At 61.2% G+C, this 21,419-nt stretch carries 21 protein-coding genes; 4 read left to right on the top strand and 17 right to left on the bottom strand.

Annotated features, from left to right (window positions below):
* Positions 1-79: 79 nt before the first annotated feature.
* From AACY31_RS20315 to AACY31_RS20360, 10 genes are all read right to left on the bottom strand, one after another.
* On the bottom strand, positions 80-2,455 hold the full coding sequence (locus tag AACY31_RS20315; RefSeq protein WP_339478877.1) for an efflux RND transporter permease subunit: 2,376 nt from the start codon (positions 2,453-2,455) through the stop codon (positions 80-82).
* 43 nt (positions 2,456-2,498) lie between these two features.
* On the bottom strand, positions 2,499-3,551 hold the full coding sequence (locus AACY31_RS20320) for a WD40/YVTN/BNR-like repeat-containing protein (protein WP_339492167.1): 1,053 nt from the start codon (positions 3,549-3,551) through the stop codon (positions 2,499-2,501).
* Between the two features lie 257 nt (positions 3,552-3,808).
* On the bottom strand, positions 3,809-6,466 hold the full coding sequence (gene pepN / locus AACY31_RS20325) for an aminopeptidase N (RefSeq protein WP_339505028.1): 2,658 nt from the start codon (positions 6,464-6,466) through the stop codon (positions 3,809-3,811).
* Positions 6,467-6,479: 13 nt separating this feature from the next.
* Positions 6,480-7,310 (bottom strand): DUF2797 domain-containing protein, encoded by an 831-nt coding sequence (locus AACY31_RS20330; protein ID WP_339478874.1) that lies wholly within the window; start codon positions 7,308-7,310, stop codon positions 6,480-6,482.
* Entirely contained in the window at positions 7,307-7,567 is a 261-nt protein-coding gene (locus tag AACY31_RS20335; protein ID WP_339478873.1) for a YeaC family protein, read from the bottom strand. Before AACY31_RS20335 ends, AACY31_RS20330 begins: the two co-directional genes overlap by 4 nt.
* Before the next feature lie 72 nt (positions 7,568-7,639).
* Entirely contained in the window at positions 7,640-8,563 is a 924-nt protein-coding gene (locus AACY31_RS20340) for a tetratricopeptide repeat protein (protein ID WP_339478872.1), read from the bottom strand.
* A complete protein-coding gene (locus tag AACY31_RS20345; protein ID WP_339478871.1) occupies positions 8,563-9,048 on the bottom strand; it encodes a hypothetical protein in 486 nt (161 codons plus the stop codon). Before AACY31_RS20345 ends, AACY31_RS20340 begins: the two co-directional genes overlap by 1 nt.
* Positions 9,048-10,397 carry an ATP-binding protein gene (locus AACY31_RS20350; RefSeq protein ID WP_339478870.1) on the bottom strand — a complete coding sequence of 450 codons (1,350 nt, stop codon included), beginning with the start codon at positions 10,395-10,397 and terminating at the stop codon, positions 9,048-9,050. The genes AACY31_RS20345 and AACY31_RS20350 overlap by 1 nt, the downstream gene beginning before the upstream one ends.
* 39 nt (positions 10,398-10,436) lie before the next feature.
* Complete coding sequence (locus AACY31_RS20355; protein WP_339478907.1) at positions 10,437-11,411, bottom strand: metallophosphoesterase; 975 nt, start codon at positions 11,409-11,411, stop codon at positions 10,437-10,439.
* Positions 11,408-12,298 (bottom strand): NAD(+) kinase, encoded by an 891-nt coding sequence (locus tag AACY31_RS20360; RefSeq protein WP_003202709.1) that lies wholly within the window; start codon positions 12,296-12,298, stop codon positions 11,408-11,410. The genes AACY31_RS20355 and AACY31_RS20360 overlap by 4 nt, the downstream gene beginning before the upstream one ends.
* Positions 12,299-12,400: 102 nt before the next feature.
* Between AACY31_RS20360 and AACY31_RS20365 the strand changes: the two genes are divergently transcribed.
* A complete protein-coding gene (locus AACY31_RS20365) occupies positions 12,401-13,366 on the top strand; it encodes a DUF1853 family protein (RefSeq protein ID WP_339478869.1) in 966 nt (321 codons plus the stop codon).
* A gap of 58 nt (positions 13,367-13,424) precedes the next feature.
* Here AACY31_RS20365 and AACY31_RS20370 read toward each other — a convergent pair whose 3' ends face one another.
* From AACY31_RS20370 to AACY31_RS20380, 3 genes are all read right to left on the bottom strand, one after another.
* Positions 13,425-14,708, bottom strand: coding sequence for an arsenic transporter (locus AACY31_RS20370; protein ID WP_339505029.1), 1,284 nt, complete (start codon positions 14,706-14,708; stop codon positions 13,425-13,427).
* 37 nt (positions 14,709-14,745) lie between these two features.
* Positions 14,746-15,096 carry a metalloregulator ArsR/SmtB family transcription factor gene (locus AACY31_RS20375; RefSeq protein WP_339478867.1) on the bottom strand — a complete coding sequence of 117 codons (351 nt, stop codon included), beginning with the start codon at positions 15,094-15,096 and terminating at the stop codon, positions 14,746-14,748.
* A gap of 199 nt (positions 15,097-15,295) precedes the next feature.
* Entirely contained in the window at positions 15,296-15,853 is a 558-nt protein-coding gene (locus AACY31_RS20380) for an NADPH-dependent FMN reductase (protein ID WP_339478866.1), read from the bottom strand.
* 185 nt (positions 15,854-16,038) lie between these two features.
* Between AACY31_RS20380 and AACY31_RS20385 the strand changes: the two genes are divergently transcribed.
* Together AACY31_RS20385 and AACY31_RS20390 are read left to right on the top strand one after the other, a co-directional pair.
* Entirely contained in the window at positions 16,039-16,302 is a 264-nt protein-coding gene (locus AACY31_RS20385; protein WP_339478865.1) for a hypothetical protein, read from the top strand.
* A gap of 86 nt (positions 16,303-16,388) precedes the next feature.
* Positions 16,389-17,282, top strand: coding sequence for a LysR family transcriptional regulator (locus AACY31_RS20390; RefSeq protein ID WP_339478864.1), 894 nt, complete (start codon positions 16,389-16,391; stop codon positions 17,280-17,282).
* Here the strand turns inward: AACY31_RS20390 and AACY31_RS20395 are convergent.
* The 4 genes from AACY31_RS20395 to AACY31_RS20410 all read right to left on the bottom strand — a co-directional run bounded on the left by AACY31_RS20395 (position 17,248) and on the right by AACY31_RS20410 (position 20,503).
* Positions 17,248-17,862: a GNAT family N-acetyltransferase gene (locus AACY31_RS20395; RefSeq protein ID WP_339478863.1), complete on the bottom strand. Its 615-nt coding sequence runs from the start codon at positions 17,860-17,862 to the stop codon at positions 17,248-17,250. The genes AACY31_RS20390 and AACY31_RS20395 overlap by 35 nt on opposite strands.
* 336 nt (positions 17,863-18,198) lie before the next feature.
* Positions 18,199-18,960, bottom strand: a complete 762-nt coding sequence (gene dnaQ / locus AACY31_RS20400; protein WP_339478862.1) for a DNA polymerase III subunit epsilon — start codon at positions 18,958-18,960, stop codon at positions 18,199-18,201.
* A gap of 242 nt (positions 18,961-19,202) precedes the next feature.
* Positions 19,203-19,655, bottom strand: a complete 453-nt coding sequence (rnhA, locus tag AACY31_RS20405) for a ribonuclease HI (RefSeq protein ID WP_003180633.1) — start codon at positions 19,653-19,655, stop codon at positions 19,203-19,205.
* Between the two features lie 89 nt (positions 19,656-19,744).
* Positions 19,745-20,503, bottom strand: a complete 759-nt coding sequence (locus AACY31_RS20410; RefSeq protein WP_339492164.1) for a class I SAM-dependent methyltransferase — start codon at positions 20,501-20,503, stop codon at positions 19,745-19,747.
* 65 nt (positions 20,504-20,568) lie between these two features.
* On the opposite strand from AACY31_RS20410, the gene gloB reads away from it, so the two are divergent.
* Positions 20,569-21,336, top strand: coding sequence for a hydroxyacylglutathione hydrolase (gene gloB, locus AACY31_RS20415; RefSeq protein WP_339492163.1), 768 nt, complete (start codon positions 20,569-20,571; stop codon positions 21,334-21,336).
* The last annotated feature ends 83 nt before the right edge of the window (positions 21,337-21,419 follow it).

The raw sequence follows: 21,419 nt of genomic DNA on the forward strand, positions 1-21,419 counted from the left end.
GACATTCAACACCTTCATTGACTGTCACACCGCTATCGCGAGCAAGCTCGCTCCCACATTGGGCAGATTCTACCGTCGATCAATGAGCAAACAACGAATTGCCCTTCTGCCCCGCCAGTTTCTCAGGCTTGATCAGGAACCGCGCCAACGCCGGCAGCAGCCACAGCGCACCGAACATGTTCCACAGCAACATGAACGTCAGCATCAAGCCCATGTCGGCCTGGAACTTGATGGCCGAGAAAATCCAGGTGCACACACCAATCGCCAGGCACAGGCCGGTGAACAGCACGGCTTTTCCGGTGGACTTCAGCGTCTGGTAGTAGGCTTCCTGCAACGGCAACCCGGCCCGCAGGAAACTTTCCAGGCGGCTATAAATATAGATTCCGTAGTCAACGCCGATGCCTACGCCCAACGCCACCACTGGCAGCGTCGCGACCTTCACGCCAATGCCCATGAACGCCATCAGGGCGTTGCCCAGCACCGAGGTCAACACCAGCGGCAACACGATGCACAGCGTCGCCGCCCAGGAACGGAAGGTGATCATGCACATGGTCGCCACGCAGATGTACACCAGGATCAGGATGGTCAGCTCCGATTCCTTGATCACTTCATTGGTGGCCGCTTCGATACCGGCGTTGCCGGCGGCAAGGATGAACTCCAGGCCATCGCGGTTGTTTTCCTTGGCGAAATCCTGCACCACCTTCACGGCGCGGTCCAGGGTCTCGGCCTTGTGGTCGTTGAGGAAAACCAATACCGGGGCCACGGAGCAGTTGTTGTTGTACAGGCCATCGGCCCGGGCAATGGAGTTGTTCAGCACGACAGGGTTGCGCGACAGGGTTTCCCATTTCAGGTTCCCCTCGTTCATGCCCTTGATCACTTGCTTGGACACGGTGACCAGGGAGATCGCCGACTGCACCCCCTCGGTGTTCTGCATTTTCCACATCAACTCGTCGATGGGTGCCATGGCCTCATAGCGTGAGCAGCCTTCAGCTTTGGTCTTGACCATCACCACCAGGACATCGGAGCTGGTGGAGTAGTTGCTGATAATGAAGTTGTTGTCCTGGTTGTAGCGCGAGTCTGGACGCAACTCCGGCGCGCCCTGGTCCAGGTCGCCGATTTTCAGGTTCTGGCTGTACCAGAGACCGCCACCGAAGGCGATAAGGGCCAGGACCACCGAGACCGGCGCGACCTTGGCGCTGGCAAACTTCGACAACAGACGCCAGAACGGGTGCTCACGCGTCGCGTCCTTCTTGCTACGCTCGATGGCACGCTTGCTGATGCCGACATAGGAAATCGCCACCGGCAACAGAATCAGGTTGGTGAACACAATCACCGCCACGCCGATGGAGGCACCGATGGCCAGTTCGCGGATCACGCCGATGTCGATGATCAGCAGGGTGATGAAGCCCACGGCGTCCGCCAGGATCGCGATCATCCCCGGCAGGAACAACTGCCGGAAGGTGCGCCGCGCCGCTGTCAGGGCGTTGTCCGCCTCGCTGGACTGCAAGGCAATGCCATTGATTTTCTGTACCCCGTGGGAAATGCCGATGGCAAAGATCAGGAACGGCACCAGCATCGAGTATGGATCCAGGCCGAAACCGGCCGCATGCATCAGCCCCAGCTGCCAGCCCACGGCCACCAGGGTGGTGGTCAACACCGCAACGGTGCTGCGCATGCAGTTGGTAAACCAGTACAGCAGGATCAGGGTGATGACGAAGGCCACGCCGAAGAACAGCACCACCATGATCAGCCCGTCGATCAGGTCGCCGACCTTCTTGGCGAAACCGACGATGTGGATCTGCACATTCGGGTTCTGGGCTTCGAACTTGTTGCGGATCTTGTCTTCAAGCTCGTGGGAAAACTTCCGATAGTCGAGGGCGAGCAATTTGCCTTGGTCCTGCGGGTCGGGATAGGACTCCAGCAGTGGGATGTCGATGATGCTCGACTTGAAGTCGTTGGCCACCAGGCGCCCGACCTGACCGGACTTGAGCACGTTGTTGCGCAGCAGGTCGAGGCTGTCGGCCGAACCGTTGTAGCTCTGGGGAATCACCTCTCCGCCGGCAAAGCCCTCCTCCGTCACTTCGGTCCAGCGCACGCTGGGGCTCCACAATGACTTGAGCCCGGAACGGTCGACACCGGAGATGTAGAACACCTCGTCGTGGATCTGGCGCAGGGTCTCCATGTAGTCCTTGGAGAAAATGTCGCCGTTGGTGGCTTCCACGGAAATGCGCACCGTGTTGCCCAGGTTCGCCAGGTCGTTGCGGTGCTCGAGCATCTTCTGGATGAAGGGGTGCTCGAGGGGGATCATTTTTTCGAAACTGGTGGAGGGCCGAATCAGCGTGGCCTGCCAGAACAGAAAGATACTGACCAGCAGGCAAATGCTGATCACTGCCGGGCGGTTATTGAAAATCAGGCGTTCGAGGAACGTCGCCTTGTCTTGGTGATGACTGCTCATGGGGTCCGCCTTCTTGTTTTTATGCCCGTCGTGCAGGCCTGACTCATTTGCTCAGTTCGGCGCCGGTGGAGGTGGTGGCGCGCACGCCGCCTTGCCCCGCCAGGATCAGGTTACCGTTGCCTGCCGCCGTGACGGCCGCCACGGAGATTCGGTCCGGGCGGTTGAACACGCTGAAGGTCTCGCCGTCGTCGGTACTGCGCACCACGCTGCCGCCATTGCCGACAATCACGATGGAACCGTCCGCCAGCAACGTGGCGCCCGACAGGCCGAATTCCAGGTTGCCCCGGGCGGCCTTGAGCTCGACCTGCTCCCAAGTGCCGCCAAAATCGGTGGAACGGTACAGGTTGCCGCGCAAGCCGTAGGCCAGCAGCGTAGAAGGTTGGGCGGTGCCGATGACCCCGAACAACGAGCCTTCATACGGGCCTTCGACCTTCTCCCAGGTCTGGCCCTCGTCGGCGGAGCGGAACATGCTGCCGGCCTCGCCGACAATGAACAGCCCGGCGTCTTTCACGGCCGCGATCGCGTTGAGGTGGAACTGGTCTTCGTTGTCGAGGCGGTCGCTGGCGTCTTCCCAGTGCTTGCCGCCGTCAGTGGTTTCCAACAGTGCGCCGTAGGCACCCACGGCGAAACCGTTGCTGAGGTCCTTGAACCAGACGTCCAGCAGGGGTGCTTCGCGGGTAAGGTCTTCGAATTGCTTGGTCCAGGTGCTGCCGGCGTCATCGCTGGCGAGGACCTGCGCATCATGCCCCACGGCCCAACCGTGCTTGTCGTCAACGAAAAAAACTGCGGTGAGCAGTTGGCGGGTCGGCACCTTGGCCTGGGTCCAGGACGTGCCCTGGTCATCGGAATAGACAATGTGCCCACGATCACCGACCGCCACCAGGCGCTGGCCGGCGTGGACCACATCGAGCATCAGGGTTTTGCTGGCCTTGGCCGATTCGACGGAATAGATGACATCGGACGTCGACGCTGCAACAGCCATCACCGGTGCCGACAACAGCGCAGAGCCCAGCAGCGAGAGCGCCGAAGCCAGCAACGCGACTCTGCGCAGCATCGGCGGCCGGCTGCGGCCCACAGCCATGACAGGCTCATTCATAGACCTTTCCCCCATTATTATTGTTATGGCTTGGTACGTTGCCAGTCCTGGAGCATAGTCCTGAAACCTGCAATCTAGAGCCACTTAGCAAGCGGAACCTATCCTATCGGGCTTTCGAAAGGTCTGACAATCGACGCCGCGTTATCTTTTGTTAACCACGGGGCTATTGGCCAAGGGTGAATCAGAAGACATTCGTGAGGGTGATGAATGTGGCGAGGGAGCAAGCTCCCTCGCCACAAAGGTAAGGCAGTGCCTGTTTATGCCAGGCTCTTGCTCACCACCTCGAACACATCGGCGGACAGCCCGCCGGACGCCTGGATGCGCTCCAGCTCGGCTTTCATCAGCGCCTGGCGGGCGCTGTCGTATTTGCGCCAGCGGGTCAGCGGGGCCAGTTGCCGGGAGGCGATCTGCGGGTTGAAGCCATTGAGCTGGATGACCAGGTCCGCCAGGAAGCGATAACCCGACCCGTCGGCCGCGTGGAAATTGATCAGGTTCTGCCCGGCAAACGCCCCCACCAGCGCCCGCACCTTGTTAGGGTTCTTGATGTTGAACGCCGAGTGCTCCATCAGCGCCTTGACCCGCGCCAGGCCACCCGGCAACGGGCTGCCGGCCTGGACGCTGAACCATTGGTCCATGACCAGCGGGTTACCCTTGAAGTTTTCCGCAAACACTTCCAGAGCCTTGGCCTTCTCGGCTTCGAACGGCGAGTTGACCAGCACCGCCAGCGCGGTCAGGCGCTCGGTCATGTTGTCGGCGGTGTCGAACTGCTCCAGGGTCGCGCTCAGCACCTCAGGCTTGTCGGTGAGCATCAGGTACGACAGGGCGATGTTCTGCAACGCGCGACGGGCAAAGTGCTCGGCCTCGGCCACGTAAGGCGTTTTCTTCGACAGGTCGCGGTTGGCTGCATAGCGCAGCCACAGGGCTTCAAACAGATTCTCGGCCAACTGCTGGCGGGCGAACTCACGGGCGGCATGGATCGCCTCGACGTCAGCCACTTCGCTGATTTCCGTCAGGTAGGCTTCGCTTGGCAGCGAGAGCATTTCGGCGACCATGGCCTGGTCCAGGGACTCGTCCGTCAGCACGCTGCGCAGCGCACTGACCAGGCGCGGATCCAGCGTCAGGCCGGCGCCCTGCTGATGCTGGGCGATCAATTCCTGCAACACCTGCACCGACAGCTGCTGGCCGGCATCCCAACGGTTGAAGCCGTCGCTGTCGTGTTGCATCAGGAACATCAACTGGTCGCGGTTGTACGGGAAGCTCAGTTTCACCGGTGCCGAGAAACCACGCAGCAACGAAGGCAGCGGTTGTTCGGCGACGTCGACGAAGGTGAAGGTCTGCTCGGCTTCGGTCACCGAGATCACCCGGGACGTGCCGTTTGCCACCGCCTCACCGGTCAGGCGCAACGGGATCCCGGCGCCCTGGCTGTCCAGCAGGCCCAGTTCCACAGGAATCACGAACGGCAGTTTTTCCATCTTGTCCGGAGTCGGCGGGCAACTCTGACGGAAGGTCAGGCTGTAGGTCTTGGCAGCGGCGTCGTAAGACTCGCTCACCGCCAGCCGTGGCGTACCGGCCTGGCTGTACCAGCGCTTGAACTGGGCCAGGTCGACGCCGTTGGCATCTTCCATGGCCTTGATGAAGTCGTCGCAGGTCACGGCCTGCCCGTCGTGGCGCTCGAAGTACAGGTCACTGCCCTTGCGGAAACCCTCAGGCCCCAGCAGGGTGTGGATCATGCCAACCACTTCCGAGCCCTTTTCGTACACGGTCAGGGTATAGAAGTTGGAGATCTCGATGAAACTGTCCGGCCGCACCGGATGGGCCATGGGGCCGGCGTCTTCGGCGAACTGGTGGGTACGCAGGTACGCCACGTCCTGGATGCGCTTGACCGTGGCGGAGTTCATGTCGGCCGAGAACCCGGCATCGCGGAACACGGTGAAACCTTCCTTGAGCGACAGTTGGAACCAGTCGCGACAGGTCACGCGGTTGCCCGACCAGTTATGGAAGTATTCGTGGGCAACGATCGCCTCGACCCGCTGGTGAGCGGCATCGGTGGCGGTTTCGGCGCGGGCCAGCACGGCGCTGGAGTTGAAGATGTTGAGGCCCTTGTTCTCCATGGCGCCCATGTTGAAATCGTTGACCGCGACAATCATGAAGATGTCCAGGTCGTACTCGCGCCCGTAGACCTCTTCGTCCCAGCGCATCGACTTCTTCAGGCTGGTCATGGCGTGCTGGCATTTGTCGATGTTTTCCGGCTCGACGTAGATGCGCAGCGCCACGGTGCGCTCGCTCAGGGTGGTGAAGGTGTCTTCGACGCACCACAGGTCGCCGGCCACCAGGGCAAACAGGTAGGCAGGCTTTTTGAACGGGTCTTCCCAGGTCGCCCAGTGCCGGCCGTCTTCACCGGGGCCGCTGGCAATCGGGTTGCCGTTGGACAGCAGCACCGGGTAGCTGTGCTGCTCGGCCACCACGGTGGTGGTGAACGTGCTCATCACATCCGGGCGGTCGAGGTAATAGGTGATTTTGCGGAAACCTTCGGCCTCGCACTGGGTGCAGAACATGCTGCCGGATTTGTACAAACCTTCCAGAGCGGTGTTGGTTTCCGGGTGGATCCGGACGGTGGTGTCGAGCGTGAAGGCCTGAGCCTTGGGGTGAACGGTCAGGTGGCTGTCGTCCACTTGATAATCGCCCTGCCCCAGGTCGGCGTCGTCGAGCTTGAGCGAGAGCAGTTCCAGATGCTGGCCATCGAGCACCAGCGGCGGCAGCCCGGCACCACGCTCGGGGTTGCGGCGCATCACCAGTTGCGCATGGACCAGGCTGTGGTCCTCGAACAACTCGAAGGTCAGGTGCGTCTCATCGATCAGGTACTCAGGGGCCTGATAGTCCTTCAGGTAAATCATCTTCGGTTGTTCGGTGCGCATGGGTCGAATCCTTCTACTGATGCACGGCGAGCTGGTAGGCCGTGTATTTACGAATGTTGATCACGCCGGTGTCGAAAATCAGGTATTGACCCTTGATCCCCAACAGCGTGCCTTCGGCGATCGGGTTCTTGTCCAGGTTGAAGCTGACGATCTTGGCCGGGTATTGCTCCACCGGATAACGGATCTCGATGGGCTCGACGTCCGCTATGGTCTGGATCGCTTGCAGGCCGAATCGTTCCTGCAAGCCCTGCAATCCCTGCGCGCAGCTTTCGAACAGCGAGTCGCGGATCGCCGGCAGGTCCACCGCCACGGCGTCGCCCTTGAGCAAGGCGCGCCAGTTGGTCTTGTCCGCCACTTGGCTGCGGAACAGGTCTTCGACAAACCCCGATTGCTGGCGGGTGGCAACCCGCAGGATCGGCAGCGCCTGGCTGGCACCCTGGTCAAGCCAACGGGTCGGCAATTGCGTGGCGCGGGTGATGCCGACTTTCACACCCGAGGAATTGGCCAGGTAGACCACATGATCGGTCATGCAGAACTGTTCGCCCCAGGCCGGGTCACGGCAGGTGCCCGCCTCGTAATGGCAACGCTCGGGGCTCATGATGCACAGGTCGCACTGGGCCAGTTTGGTCATGCAAGGGTAACAATAACCCTGGCTGAAGCTGGTCTTGGTCCGGCGCCCACAGTGGGTGCAGTGGATTGCACCGAGGTACTCCAGGCGCACCGTGCTGCCGATCAACGGGTTGACCGGCACCTCGAGATCGTCCAGGCGAAAGGCGTATTGAACAGTCGGCCCGTCAAGGCGCGCCGACATTTTGCTGATTGCACCGCGGCCAATCTCGATCAATGGATAGCGTCCGACTTGAACAGGATATTCGGCACTTCAGTGGACTTCGATTGGCATTCCTGCGCGCCCATGTAGCCAGTGCGCTCGTCTTCGGGCAGGTTCTGGATTTCCCAGGCGATCATCGCCTGCAGCGACAGCTCACGCTGCTCGGCGGTGAGCTTGTTGCCATCGGCCCATTTACCGATTTCCACCGCCAGTTTCAGGCTCCGGTAGATGTCGGGGGTGATGTTCTGGATCATTTCTGCAAAAGACGACATGTTAAGCAATCTCCAATAATGTCGTGGTTTCCAAGGCAAAGCACGACTGACAGCCGTGTGGATACCCGCTATTTAGAATTCCCTGGAAAGCTTGACCTGGGCCAGCTCTTTTTCCAGGGAGCGCCTGAATATCTGTGGCGCGGCAAAGGTGTACGCGGCAAACCCCAGCCATAGCCAATCAATCGCCTGGGCCACCTGTGGGTAGCCCTGGGCCGTCAGAATGATGACCACTACCCGATAGACCACGAACATGAGCAACAGCACCACAATGGCGCGACTGGCGCTGCGCTCGGTCATCCAACTGTTGAATCGCCACCATGTTCCCAAAAACAGGCTGCTGCGAGCCTTGACGGCGGTCAGTAAGTGCAGCGCGGCCCGGTCATTGGCGTTTTCCTGCAGGGCCCAGATGGCGTGCTCGCGCGCGCCCTCGACGTCACCTTCGCGCAACAACAGGTGCCCGAGCACCACCACGGCCCCGGTATGCCCCGGTTCGGCCTGCAAGGCCTGGCGGGCGAACTGATGCGCCTTCCCCCAGTCGCCGCAGGCACGATAAAACTGAGCCATGGCAACCAGGTTGGACGCATCGTCGGGGGCCAATTCCAAGGCTTTTTCCAACGGCTCGCGGCTTTGCTCCAGACGGCCGGTCAACTGGTAAAGGTCGGCCAGGGTGCGGTAATTGACCGGGTTGAGCGGTTCCATGTCCAGCAATTGGGTCAAATGTTCCTGGGCCAGCTTGAACTTGCGCAGGGCAATGGCAACCTGGGCGGCGGCGTAATGGGCGAGTGGTAGTTGTGCATCGGCCGCCAGCGCCAACTGCACCTCGTGCCTGGCAGCATGCACGCGTCGCAGGTTGATCAAACAGACCGCCAGCAACGCATGGGCTTCGGCCGAATCCGGATCGCTCGCCAGCAATTGGCGCAGCGCGTCGATGGCACCGTCGTAATGGTCGACCTGCAAGCGTTGATACGCCAGTTGCAGCAGATAATCGGTATTCATCAGCTCACCACCAGATACCAGAGAGTGGCAGGCACCCACTTGATGACCATGCCCTTGAGCACGAACGCGCCAACCAGCACGACTGGCAAGCCAAAGCGGTTCAGAACGCCACCATAGTACTGGTAGATCTCGATGGTCGCGTTTTGCTGCATGAACAACAGGTAGCCGATGGCAAGTTTCCAGACCACCAGGATCAACAAGGCGTATTGAATCTGCGCCTGGCTCTGGATGTAGCCCGCATCCACCAGCTGCAGCAGCACCACGCCGATGATCAGGCTGCCCACCAGGCAAAGGCCGGCCAGCAGCCACTCACGTAAACGGGTCGGACTGCCCACCGCGATGGCGTTGAAGACAAACCACGGCAAACCGAGCCAGGCGCCCCCCAGCATCAGCCCCAGCAGCGGCCAGAAAGGTGAGACGGCCCACTTGGCCAGGGCGCCCGGACGCGGTTCGTCTTCGATGCGATAACCACCATACTGCGCCATCAACGGCCCTTCCCATGTTTGTCTAGGAAGGCCAGCACCTCGTCGTACTGGTTGCCTTCATTGGCGTAACGCGCGTAATTGCGCGCTGTGGTCAGCCATTCCAGGGTGGTCGCCCGTACTTCCTTGAGCGCCTGCTTGAAATGTCGGTCGCAGATCGGTTGCTCGCTCGCGCCGCTGATGGACTCTTCGATCGCTTCGTCAGCGGCGGTTTCCACCAACTCCCCCAGGTCCGCACCGGAAAAGCCCGAGGTGTTTTTCGCCAGGAACGCAAAGTCGATGTCTTCTGCCATCGGACGGCCTTGCATCATCAATTTGAGCATGGTTTCCCGGGCCGGCCGGTCTGGCGGCGGCACGAACAGCACCCGGTCAAAACGCCCCGGGCGCCTGAAAGCCGAGTCCACCGACCAAGGCACGTTGGTTGCCGCGAGAATCAATACGCCGTGATTATCCTTGGTAAACCCGTCCATCTCGGACAGGAACTGGCTGACCAGCTTCGAAGACGTCGAGTCCCGGGTATTGGAGCGCTTGCCCCCCAAGGCCTCGACTTCATCAAAAAACATCACCGCCGGTGCCTGGGCACGGGCCTGCTCGAACAGCGCGTGCAACTTGCGCTCGGATTCGCCGATGTACATGTCCAGGACATCGGAAATGGCCACGTTGAAGAACGTCGCCTTGCACTCCCCGGCCGTGGCTCGGGCCAGCATGGTCTTGCCACACCCTGGGGGCCCATAGAGCAAGACGCCACCGCCGACCCGCTTGCGAAAGCGCTGGAACAGGCCGGGCTTCTGGTAAGGCAGGATGATTTTCTTGTGAATGGTCTTCTTCAGTTCGTCCAGGCCACCGATGTCATCGAAGGACAGGACCTCCTTTTCCGGCACCAACAGGCGACTGACCTCGGTCTGGTCGGTGTTGTCGTTGGAGATCACGCGCAACCGCGGACGCCCCTGTGCAGCGGAAAAGTCGGTCACGGATACGTTCAACCGACGCCATAGCGCCATGTCCTCAAGGGCCGGGTTGGCATCGACCGCGGCGCGGTATTCCACCTGGGCCTCCTTCATCTGCTCCAGGGCCGCAAAGGCGCGTGCCCTGAGCATCCGCGCAGCAGGCTCATCGCCTTCAATCAGGCGAAGGGCCCGTTGCGCCTGACCCGCGGCGATACATAACCCGGCCGCAGCCATTTTCAAGGCCTGGGCATCGATCCATTGCTCAAGATCGGCAGGCAGCAACTCAAGCCCGCGCGCGTACTCACTGCGCTCGACACTGGCGTTGAGCAGCAGTGTCAGCAGCGCGAGGTTACCGGGCGCGGCAAGGAGTGCGGCCTTCAGTTGGTCGAACGTCGAATCATCCATGGCACTTCCTCAAAAAATGCGTTCGCGTGACAGATAGTCTCATTGCACCACCTCCGGCCGCTCGACATCGACCCAGACAAACTTGTGCGGATCCAGGCGGGTTTCCTGGTCGAGGCGATAAGCGACCAGCTTGCCGTAGAGCACCGCACTGTAATCCAGGCAGGCCAGGTTCGGGCGAATGGGCGCGGGCTTGCCGCTGCGCCAATAGTGGCCGACGAACAGCAACGGTTCATGGACGCCATAGCGCAGCAGGTTGTTTTTTTCATCCGACGACAGCGGCGTGCGGGCCACCGGTTCCGGCAAGGCGTCGGGCTGGAACACGATGTCGCCGTAGGTCTGCGGATTGTCTTCCCAGAACTTGGTGCGGAAAAACGAACGGGTCAGGCCATCGCCACCGGTCAGCGTCAGGCCATGGGGCAGGCGCATGTCCGTGCCACGCAGCAAACGATCGAACACCGTGCAGGCAAAACTGCCCGGTTGCGCCGAGGCCTGGAGGAAATGTTCGTCGACACAACCGTCCGGGAAGAGGCCACGCAGCGGTTCGATCAGGCCCGCATCCCAACAGGCATGCACCACCCGGAAACGGCCGGCGTCGACAAACAGCGGCAGTTCATAGAACCACTTGAGGAAGTCATGCCAGTCACCGGGATGCTGCTCGAACTGAGTCAGGGTCTCGTTGAGCAGGCGGGCATGGCGCGGCGTGTGTTCGCGCACGTAGCGCTGGCCGCTGCCCGGCAATGCCGGTGTGCTCCAGCCCAGGGCGTTGAACTCGTGGTTGCCCATGATGCACAGCGCCTGGCCGGCCACGACCATATCGTGGACGATGTGCAGCGCCTCGCGAATCCGCGGGCCACGGTCAATGATGTCCCCCAGGAACACAGCCATGCGCGACGGATGCCGCCAGACACCGCCCTGCTTGTGGTAACCGAGTCGGTCCAGCAGGTGTTCAAGGGTCAGGGCGCACCCGTGCACATCACCGATCAAATCGTAACTGCGCGCAGGATCGAGCATCAGTCGCCTCCACCCCCCAACCGACTGCCCCAGCCGAGCTTGGTTCGGCAGACTTCGTAGTAGTTGTGATCCAGCGGATGGATCAGGCGCAGCTTCTGCGCTTTCTTGCTGACGGTGATGGTGTCGCCCGGCGCGCAGGTGAAATGATTCTGGCCGTCACAGGACACTTGCGGGTAGATCTGCATATCCTTGGACACGACGATTTTCAGCTCACTGTTGCCATCGACCACAATCGGTCGCCCAGACAAGGTATGGGGGTACATGGGCACAATCACAATAGCGTCGAGCTTGGGGTGCATGATCGGCCCACCGGCCGACAGCGCGTAGGCCGTGGAACCGGTCGGAGTCGCGACGATCAGGCCGTCGGCTTTCTGGCTGCAGACGAACTGCCCGTCGATGTACAGCTCGAATTCGATCATGCGCGTGGATTTGCCAGGGTGCAGCACCACGTCATTGAGGGCATCGCCCTGGCCGATGGCCTCGGCGTGACGACGGACCTCGGCTTGCAGCAGGAAGCGGTTTTCCACCAGGTAGTGGCCGTCCAGCACCTCGGCGACCTTGGTTTCCAGCTCGTCAGGGCGGATATCGGTGAGGAACCCCAGGCTGCCCCGGTTGATCCCCAGCACCGGGATATTGTGCCGCGCCAGGGCCCGGGCGGCCCCCAGCAGGCTGCCGTCGCCGCCGACCACGATCACCATGTCGCAGACCTCACCCAGCATCTTGCGCGACGACGTCTGCAGGCCATGGCCGGGCAAGACTTCGGCGATGGTATCTTCAAGGATCACATGCAGGTGTCGCTCCAGGAGGAAACGTTTGAGACGGCGAACGGTGTCCAACACCTGCGAACTGCCCAGGCGACCGATGATGCCGATATTGCGAAATTGCTCCATGAGGCTCCTGCGAGGGTCTGCGACGGGCGAAAAACACGATTATGGGCGAAAGCGCTCCATAGACAAAATCCTTTAAGCCTTCCCACAGGCTATGCTCGCAAAATGATCCTGTTCCCTGAATTGCTGGACTTGCCCCGCCGCCTTCGCCATCCCGAAGTGCGCGACCTCGCGTGGGCGATCATCGCCCCGCCGATGCTCATCGATACGCCCTGGCCCCAGCGCCACCCCCTGGCCGGCAGTGACTGGGTGCAGGCGCCTGGTCAGTTGGAGCACTGGCTGCGACAACTGGACCGCGACAGCTACCCGTTGCTGCACTGCCTGTCCCTAGGACGGACGCGACGCCTGGGCCTGTATTACGAAAGGTTGTGGCAGTTTGCCGTGCAGCACGCTCCAGGCATCGAGCTGATTGCCGCGAACCTGCCGATCCGCCACGAAGGCCATACGCTGGGTGAACTGGACCTGCTCTTGCGCGATCGTGACGGCATCCATCATCTGGAGTTGGCGATCAAGTTATACCTGGGGCCCCAACAAGGTAACGGGCTCGACGCCGCGCAATGGCTGGGCCCGGGTTGCCATGACCGGCTCGACCGCAAGCTGGCGCATCTGCGCGAACACCAATTGCCGATCTCGGCCCGCCCGGAAAGCCGTGAGGCCCTGGCGGCACTGGGTATCGAGCCCTCGGGCATCGAGCTGTTTCGTTCCGAACTCTGGCTGGGCGGGTATTTGCTGTACCCCTGGCCAGGCCAGGCCGAACCGCCGGCCGGTGCCCACCCCCGGCACTTGCGCGGTCGCTGGCTGCACCAGCGGGACTGGCCTGCGTTTATCAACCAACGACCGCCGGGGCGCTGGCAACCCCTGCCCCGCGCCGCCTGGCTGGCACCGGCGCATTATCCGGCCGAGCAGACCTGGAACACTGCGCAACTGGAGGCCTGGCGACTGGACCTGGATCCCATGGCGCCGGCACAACTGATGGTGCGCCTGACTGAAAATACCGAGGGGGAGTGGGAAGAAGCCGAGCGGCTATTCCTGGTGGCCGATCTCTGGCCGAATGTGCCGGGCAATGGCTGAGCAGATGTTGCCTATCAGGGCCTCATCGCGAGCCTGCTCGCGATGAAGCCAACTCGGTCTAGAGCGACAACCGCACCGCCAGCGCCGCCAAGGTCACCAACAACACCGGCAGCGTCAGCACGATCCCGACCTTGAAGTAGTACCCCCAGCCGATCTGGATGTTCTTGCGCTCCAGCACATGCAACCACAGCAACGTCGCCAGGCTGCCAATCGGCGTGATCTTCGGGCCCAGGTCGCTGCCAATGACGTTGGCGTAGATCATCGCCTCCTTCACCACCCCGGTGGCTTGGCTGGCATCGATGGACAAGGCACCGACCAGTACCGTCGGCATGTTATTCATGATCGATGACAAGAAAGCCGTCAGCAACCCGGTGCCCATGGCCGCACCCCACACGCCATATTCGGCGAAACCGTCGAGCCAATGGGCCAGGTAACCGGTCAGCCCGGCGTTGCGCAGGCCATAGACCACCAAGTACATGCCGAGGGAGAAAATCACGATCTGCCAGGGGGCTTCCTTCATCACCTTGCGGGTGGAAATCTTGTGGCCGCGGGCCGCGACAGCCAGCAGCAGCGCCGCGCAGACTGCCGAGATCGCACTGATAGGAACCCCCAACGGCTCCAGGGCAAAGCAGCCCAGCAGCAGGATCGCCAGCACCGCCCAGCCGGCATAAAACGTTGCCTTGTCGTGGATCGCCGTCGCAGGATCGTCCAGTTGATTGGGGTCGTAGTCGCGCGGGATGTCGCGACGAAAGAACCACAGCAAGATCACCAAGCTGGCTGCCACGCTGACCAGATTCACCGGTACCATGACCGCCGCATAACGGTTGAAACCAATGCCGAAGAAGTCCGCCGAGACAATGTTCACTAGGTTCGACACCACCAGTGGCAGGCTCGCGGTGTCGGCAATGAAACCGGCACCCATCACGAATGCCAGGGTCGCCGTCGGGGAAAAACGCAACGCCAGCAGCATCGAAATCACGATGGGCGTCAGGATCAACGCCGCCCCGTCATTGGCAAACAGGGCCGACACCAGCGCCCCCAGCAGCACCATGAACGCAAACAGCTTGCGCCCGCCGCCCTTTCCCCAACGGGCCACATGCAAGGCCGCCCAGGCGAAGAGGCCGGCCTCATCCAACAGCAGGCTGATGATGATCAGCGCGAAAAACGTACCGGTGGCGTTCCAGATGATCTGCCAGACCAGCGCAATGTCGCCAACCTGCACCACCCCGCTCAACAACGCCAGCAACGCGCCGAGCGTCGCGCTCCAGCCGACGCCAAGCCCCTTGGGCTGCCAGATTACCAACGTAATGGTCAGCAGGAAAATCAACGACGCGATCAGCATGCGCGACAGCCTTGGAAGGAGGATTGAAAAAGGCCAATCAGCAGCAACGCGCCACCGGACGATCAGCCATGGCACCCAAACGCTCGACATCCGCCATCAGCCACCCCGTATTGGCCGCCAACGCTTGCTCCAGCAAAGTGCTGACCCAAGCCGGCAACTGCGGATGCAGACGGTAGTAAACCCATTGCCCCTGACGCCGGTCGCTGAGCAGGCCGGTATTACGCAGTTGCGCCAGGTGCCGGGAGATTTTCGGCTGGCTCAGGCCCAGCGCAGCGGTGAGTTCACAGACACACAACTCGCCTTCACGGGCCACCAGCAGCGCAATGCGCGTACGGGTGTCATCGGCCAGCGCCTTGAAGACATCGACAGGGTTGTGGGAATCAGACATGGCGAAGGAAGGCCTGGATGAGCGAAGGGCGAATATATGGAAATTCGAATATCCAGTAAAGCGGGGATTGAATGATCTATACGGATGTAGACGTAGATGCACCTGTGACGAGGGATTTATCCCAGTGCGGGAGCAAGCCTTGCTCCCATAGAAGATCACTTCGCCACAAAGGTGCTTGGCTTGAAGTTCCAGAGGGGCATCAAACCTTCTTGTGTTGCTCAACCCACTTGCCGTAGGCATCGATAAACGTCTGCAGGAGGGGCCGTACCGACGCCGACAGGTTGCCCGCCTCGTCAATCGCCGCCCCGGCACCGCTCAGGTAGGCTTCTGGCTGTTGCATGCAGGGAACATCAAGGAATACCAGCGACTGGCGCAAATGATGGTTGGCCCCGAACCCCCCCATGGCGCCTGGCGAAGCACTGATCACCGCGCCCGGCTTGCCACTCAGGCAACTCTGACCGTAGGGACGCGAGCCGACGTCGATGGCATTTTTCAATGGCGCCGGTACCGAGCGGTTGTACTCAGGCGTGACGAACAACAAGGCGTCGGCCGCGCCCACCTGCTGGCGAAATGTGGTGTAGGCTGCTGGCGGCGCTACATCAATGTCTTCGTTATAAAGTGGCAACTCGCCGATCTCGACGATGCTCAGCTTGAGGTTCGCTGGTGCCAGGTCAGCCAGTGCCAGCGCGACCTTGCGGTTGATCGATGCCTTGCGCAGGCTGCCCACCAAAACGGCCACTGTGTAGACATTACTCATGAGAGGCTTCTCGACTGTCGGCTCAAAGGAACCTGTAGTTATAGATGATCGGGGGGACAATTGGACCAGTGGAGCGACAAAAACCTGTCGGCTGGACTATTTTTTTCATGTAGGAAAACTTACCGCGCTTGACCGGGGTCTACAGAACCGCAAATCGAGTGATTTATTTCCAGAGGTTCTAAGCAATGGCAGCAGTACTTGTCGGACAATTTCATGCGCGGGACGCCGAAGGTCGCGTCTATTCGGTGCATGAGTTTCAGGAATCGACCCCATCGCCTGACGGGAACGGCAAGGAGCCTGTCACCACCTATAAGTTGGCTATCGGTGATCGAGTCAACAAACTCGACGACGACAAATTTATTCTGGTGCAATCTCAAATCGAATTGACGCGCGAACCGGAAACGCCACCGCAAGTGCAAACGCCCACTGAAACGCAAATAGCTTCATAACCGGCAGTTATGAGCAGAAGTCGTGCCCGGACTTGGGTTAGGATTCAGCCACTCAATGGCTCACCCGCCGAACATGGACTCCTTGCATGCGTTTACGCCACATCGAAGTGATCCAGGCGCTGCTGCAGACCGGTCACCTCGGCACGGCGGCCGAATGGCTGCAACTGCCGATGGCGGAGGTCGAGGCAATCCTGCGCGATGCCGAGGAGCAGCTGGGCTTCATGCTGTTTGCCAGCGTGCGCGGGCGCTTGCAGGCCACCCGGGAAACCCTTGAGCTGCGCGACGGTATCACGCGAGTGTACGACACCCTCGAACCGGTGCAGCGCCTGGCCAGCAGCCTGAAACACTATCAGGCACCGCCCTTGCGCATTATCTGCACCCCGCCGCTGGCCCAGCAGTTGTTGCCCCAGAGCATCGCCGCCTTGCGTCGCCGCCATCCGGATGCGCCTTGCACCCTGCTCAGCCAACCGACCCGCGACATCGTCCACAGCCTGCTGTTGCGTGAAAGCGACCTGGGTCTGAGCTTGCACGACCCCGAACACCCCGACATCCATTGTCAGATGATCGCTCAGGGCAAACTGCAATTGCTGGCACCCCACGGCTGGCTGCAACCACGGCAGAAATACATTTCGCTCCAGGACCTGGCGGGCCAGCCGTTGGTAGGCCTGGATGGCCATGACCCACTGAGCCCAGCGTTCGAGCATAAACTGGCGGCGCTGCGTCCGGCGCCGATGATCCAGATCCGCGTCCAGACCCACCAGATGATGCGCGCCATGGTCGAGGCCGGCGAAGGCCTTGCCATCGTCGACCCGTTCACTGCCTCGGGTGCCAAGGGCAGTGGCCTGGACGCCTGCCCGGTATCGCCCGCCATTGCGATTGGTCTCTATGCCCTGAGCCTGAACGGCACGCAGCCCTCACCCGCCGTCCAATCGCTGCTGGAACGGGTTACGGAACAAGCCGAGGCGTTGCTGAGCCACTGATCGACATGCCCAGCGGATCGTCGAACAGCCGGTACCAGAACAACGCCACTTCAGCGGTATGCCGGTCAATGCCGCGATAGCGCAGGTGATCGATACCGCCGAGCACGTAACCGCAGCGCTCATAGAGCCGGCACGCACCCAGATTGTTGTTCTGGGTCTCGAGCACGATGCCCGGCAGTTTTTTCTTGCGGCTCCAGAACTGGGCGACATCGAGCAACGCCTTGGCCACCCCGTGGCGACGGGCCGGGGCGTGCACCGCCAACTCGTCGATGTGGGCGTAGCCGTTCCAGTTGGTACTGACCACCAGATGCCCCACGGGCTGGTCGTCTAGATAGGCCATGAAGATCTCGCTGTCCGGAGCATCACGAAAACTGCTGAACTCCTCGGGATCGATGCCATAGCACTTGCGATAGGGAACAATAGGGGTCACCGGCCACTGGCTGACGGGCTGGCCGATCTGCGCCGTCACGTAGTCGCTGACTTCGAAGCTGAAGTCACTGCCCCAGATATAGACGGCAAAGCCGTCATCGACGATGCGCACCGACAACCCGGGGTGCTTAGGATTCATGACCGGTTGCATACTGGGGAAGGTCCTCATTCCTTGAGGCAACCAACAGCGTGGTGCCATCCATTGCCCTTGTCTTTCAAATCTTCACACATCAAGCGGGATCCATAGCCTGCCCGTTACCTCAGGTTAGAAGGTCGTGGCGATTGTGGCGAGAAATGAGCGATGAATGCAGCGGCGCACTCAAGGATTGTCTGAATCATTGTGGCCAGAGGTTGCTCCCGCTGCCCTCTGTAGGAGCTGCCGAAGGCTGCGATCTTTTCCCTGACCATTGAGTCTCTCAAGTGAAAGATCAAAAGATCGCAGCCTCGCTTCGCTCGACAGCTCCTACAGGGCCCTTTCCAGGGCTCATCAGTGCGAGGCGGCCTGCGACTCGGTCAACTGCGTCCACAATGCCGGAGCGCCCGCAGACTTGGCGATAGCTTCCAGACGCGCGGCATGCTCAGCCAGGTCGCTTTCGCTGGCGCGGATGATCCGCGATGACTGGCGGTCAGCAGGCAAGCGTCGGATTTGTGTGGCCTGGTTGCCAGAGCCTTCACCCGTACCGTTGCCGTCCGAGGCGTTACCGGCCAGGGACAAGCTGGTCTGACCGCCCGTCATGGTCAGGTAGACATCGGCCAGGATCTCGGAGTCGAGCAAGGCGCCGTGCAGTTCACGGCCGGAGTTGTCGACGCCGTATCGCTTGCACAAGGCGTCGAGGCTGTTGCGCTGCCCAGGATGGCGTTCCCGGGCCATCATCAGGGTATCGAGGATGGTGCAGTGCTGGGTAATGTCAGCCCGGTCGTGCTGGCCCATCAGGGCGAATTCGTTGTTGATGAACCCGACGTCGAACGCCGCGTTGTGGATGATCAACTGCGCGCCGTGGATGAATTCGAAGAACTCATCGGCCACTTCGGCGAAACGCGGCTTGCCCACCAGAAATTCGTTGGTGATGCCGTGCACGCCGATGGCGCCCTCGTCACTTTCGCGGTCCGGTTGCAGGTAAACATGGAAATGGCGACCGGTCAGGCGCCGGCCGATCAGCTCGACACAACCGATTTCAATAATCCGGTGACCATCGGTCACCGGCATGCCGGTGGTTTCGGTATCCAGTACTACAGATCTGTTGGCCATCAGTGTTCAGCTCTCAGCGGGCAGTCTTGCAAAAGCGCGGATGGTAACACGCTCCTGTCGCAAGGGGATTTACCTGGGAGCCAGGCTTGTGGAAGCCAGTGATGAGCGAAAGCAAACGTTGTGGGAGCAAAGCTTGCTCGCGATGAAGATCATGCGGTCTTTCAGGAAAACCGGGGGCCTGTGTCGCGAGCAAACTTTGCTCCCACACAAGCGCCTCGTCACAGGAGGTACATCCGGCTGAATCAGGCCTGCTTGTAGCCCCGCACCTCATCGACCCCACGGTTGGCCAACTGGTCGGCCCGTTCGTTGCCGTGGTGGCCAATGTGGCCGCGCACCCATTTCCAGGTGACGTTGTGGCGGTTGACCTGCTCATCCAGTAACTTCCAGAGGTCGGCGTTTTTCACCGGTTCCTTCGCCGCCGTCTTCCAGCCGCGTTTCTTCCAGTTCGCCATCCACTCGTTGATGCCTTTCATGACGTACTGCGAGTCGGTCACCAATAGCACATCGCAGGACCGCTTGAGCTCTTCCAGGCCACGGATGGCGCCCATCAGTTCCATACGATTGTTGGTGGTATTGGCTTCGCCGCCCCAGAGTTCCTTCTCCACGCCCTTACACACCAGCAACGCGCCCCAGCCGCCTGGACCGGGGTTGCCCTTGCAGGCGCCATCAGTGAAGAGTTCTACGCTATCGCTCATGCCAATCTATCCAGAAAAATATGCAAAGGCCCGCCGATCGGGCCCGACAACACCCGCGGCCCAATGCCGGCAAGAACCATCGAAAAAGATTACGGCTCGACGTGGCGACGATTGACCTTGGCCATTGGCAAAGGAATCAGCTTGCCCATCGGCTCGCGTCGTGCCTGGCGCACCGGGCGCAGCCCGACCGCGATCTTGCGTGCCACCAACAGGTAGAAACCGCCGCCGGACAGCTGCCAGTCACCGGCCTTGCGCTCCCAGCCGGCCAGGCGCGTCTGCCACTTGGGTGACGCAAGCGGCGGACGATAGCACCCGAAGCGGCGTTTCTCCAGCGCGAAGCCCAGCAGGTTCAGCCAGTCGCCAACCCTCGACGCGGAGATGCAACGGGCCTGGCGCAAAGCGTCGTGGGCAAACACATGACGCAAGCCCCAAGCGCTCCAGGGGTTGATGCCGATGATCAACAGGTGCCCGCCGGGGCGCACGCTGCTGGCGGCTTCACGCAGCAAACCGTGGGGCGACAGGCAGAAATCCAGGCCGTGCTGCATGACCACCACATCGGCGGCATGTTCGCTCAACGGCCAAGCCTGCTCCTCGCAGACGATTTCCACCCCGGGCAACGGCGCCCCCAGGCGCACGTTGCGCTGGACTTGCGGTGCCGACGGCGGTGTTTGCGCCGAAGGCCCGTAGTGCACCAGATAGCCGCCGAAGAACCGGCCCAACTCGTCTTCGAGCATGTGTCGTTCTTCTTCCAGCAAAAATTGCCCGACAGGGCCGGACAGCCATTCACGGGCCGCGCTGATCAACGCCAGCCAGTCAGGATCAGCCTGAGCGAACGCTTCATCGGTCATTGCATTCTCCAACGCGCCAGGAAGTTCTAAGATGCGCCTTTGTTTTCCGCTTGGCGAATTCCGCGATGATACAGATCAGTGCCCTGCCCGCATTCACCGATAACTACATCTGGTTGTTACAGGATCACTCCTCCCAGCGCTGCGCCGTGGTCGACCCGGGTGACGCCGCGCCGGTGCAGGCCTGGCTCAAGGAGCATCCGGACTGGGTCCTGAGCGACATCCTGATCACCCACCATCACCATGACCACGTCGGCGGCGTCCAGGCGCTGAAGAATGCGACGAACGCCACCGTTTACGGCCCGGCCAGCGAAAACATCCCGGCGCGGGACAAGGCCCTGCATGACAACGACAAGGTCAGCGTGCTCGGCTGGGACTTCGATGTCTATGCCGTGCCTGGCCATACCCTGGGGCACATCGCCTACTACCACCATGGCCTGTTGTTCTGTGGCGACACCCTGTTCGCCGCCGGTTGCGGCCGGCTCTTCGAGGGCACGCCTGCGCAAATGCACCATTCGCTCAGTCGCCTCGCCGCCCTGCCTGAAGATACGCTGATCTATTGCACTCATGAATACACCCTCAGCAACCTGACGTTCGCGGCCGCCGTGGAGCCCGGCAATCCGGACGTCGCTGCCCGCCTGGAAAAAGTCAGCCGGCAACGCAGCGAAGGCATCATGACACTGCCCTCGACCCTGGCCCTGGAAAAACTCACCAATCCGTTCCTGCGCACGACTGAAACATCCGTTAAACAAAAAGCAGACGAACGGAACGGCCAGCGGAACCAGACGCCGAGTGAGGTTTTTGCGGCCTTGAGAGCGTGGAAAGATACGTTCTAAGACAGCTACCGATTGATACAAAAATTCTGAAAGGTTGACCTGTTGGGGTGCGCTTCCTAGAATCGCCCGACATTTTTGCCCGG

This window comes from Pseudomonas sp. RL_105y_Pfl2_101 (assembly GCF_963970585.1).
GTDB lineage: Bacteria > Pseudomonadota > Gammaproteobacteria > Pseudomonadales > Pseudomonadaceae > Aquipseudomonas.

Bases quoted from the DNA above. Each gene is read 5' to 3' on its own strand.
- AACY31_RS20365 (WP_339478869.1), top strand. From the start codon at position 12,401: ATGATCCTGTTCCCTGAATTGCTGGACTTGCCCCGCCGCCTTCGCCAT.
- AACY31_RS20395 (WP_339478863.1), bottom strand. From the start codon at position 17,862: ATGCAACCGGTCATGAATCCTAAGCACCCCGGGTTGTCGGTGCGCATC.
- AACY31_RS20350 (WP_339478870.1), bottom strand. From the start codon at position 10,397: ATGGATGATTCGACGTTCGACCAACTGAAGGCCGCACTCCTTGCCGCG.
- AACY31_RS20370 (WP_339505029.1), bottom strand. From the start codon at position 14,708: ATGCTGATCGCGTCGTTGATTTTCCTGCTGACCATTACGTTGGTAATC.
- AACY31_RS20335 (WP_339478873.1), bottom strand. From the start codon at position 7,567: ATGTCGTCTTTTGCAGAAATGATCCAGAACATCACCCCCGACATCTAC.
- AACY31_RS20340 (WP_339478872.1), bottom strand. From the start codon at position 8,563: ATGAATACCGATTATCTGCTGCAACTGGCGTATCAACGCTTGCAGGTC.
- dnaQ (WP_339478862.1), bottom strand. From the start codon at position 18,960: ATGGCCAACAGATCTGTAGTACTGGATACCGAAACCACCGGCATGCCG.
- AACY31_RS20410 (WP_339492164.1), bottom strand. From the start codon at position 20,503: ATGACCGATGAAGCGTTCGCTCAGGCTGATCCTGACTGGCTGGCGTTG.
- AACY31_RS20360 (WP_003202709.1), bottom strand. From the start codon at position 12,298: ATGGAGCAATTTCGCAATATCGGCATCATCGGTCGCCTGGGCAGTTCG.
- AACY31_RS20375 (WP_339478867.1), bottom strand. From the start codon at position 15,096: ATGTCTGATTCCCACAACCCTGTCGATGTCTTCAAGGCGCTGGCCGAT.
- pepN (WP_339505028.1), bottom strand. From the start codon at position 6,466: ATGCGCACCGAACAACCGAAGATGATTTACCTGAAGGACTATCAGGCC.
- AACY31_RS20320 (WP_339492167.1), bottom strand. From the start codon at position 3,551: ATGAATGAGCCTGTCATGGCTGTGGGCCGCAGCCGGCCGCCGATGCTG.
- AACY31_RS20390 (WP_339478864.1), top strand. From the start codon at position 16,389: ATGCGTTTACGCCACATCGAAGTGATCCAGGCGCTGCTGCAGACCGGT.
- AACY31_RS20385 (WP_339478865.1), top strand. From the start codon at position 16,039: ATGGCAGCAGTACTTGTCGGACAATTTCATGCGCGGGACGCCGAAGGT.
- rnhA (WP_003180633.1), bottom strand. From the start codon at position 19,655: ATGAGCGATAGCGTAGAACTCTTCACTGATGGCGCCTGCAAGGGCAAC.
- AACY31_RS20315 (WP_339478877.1), bottom strand. From the start codon at position 2,455: ATGAGCAGTCATCACCAAGACAAGGCGACGTTCCTCGAACGCCTGATT.
- gloB (WP_339492163.1), top strand. From the start codon at position 20,569: ATGATACAGATCAGTGCCCTGCCCGCATTCACCGATAACTACATCTGG.
- AACY31_RS20345 (WP_339478871.1), bottom strand. From the start codon at position 9,048: ATGGCGCAGTATGGTGGTTATCGCATCGAAGACGAACCGCGTCCGGGC.
- AACY31_RS20380 (WP_339478866.1), bottom strand. From the start codon at position 15,853: ATGAGTAATGTCTACACAGTGGCCGTTTTGGTGGGCAGCCTGCGCAAG.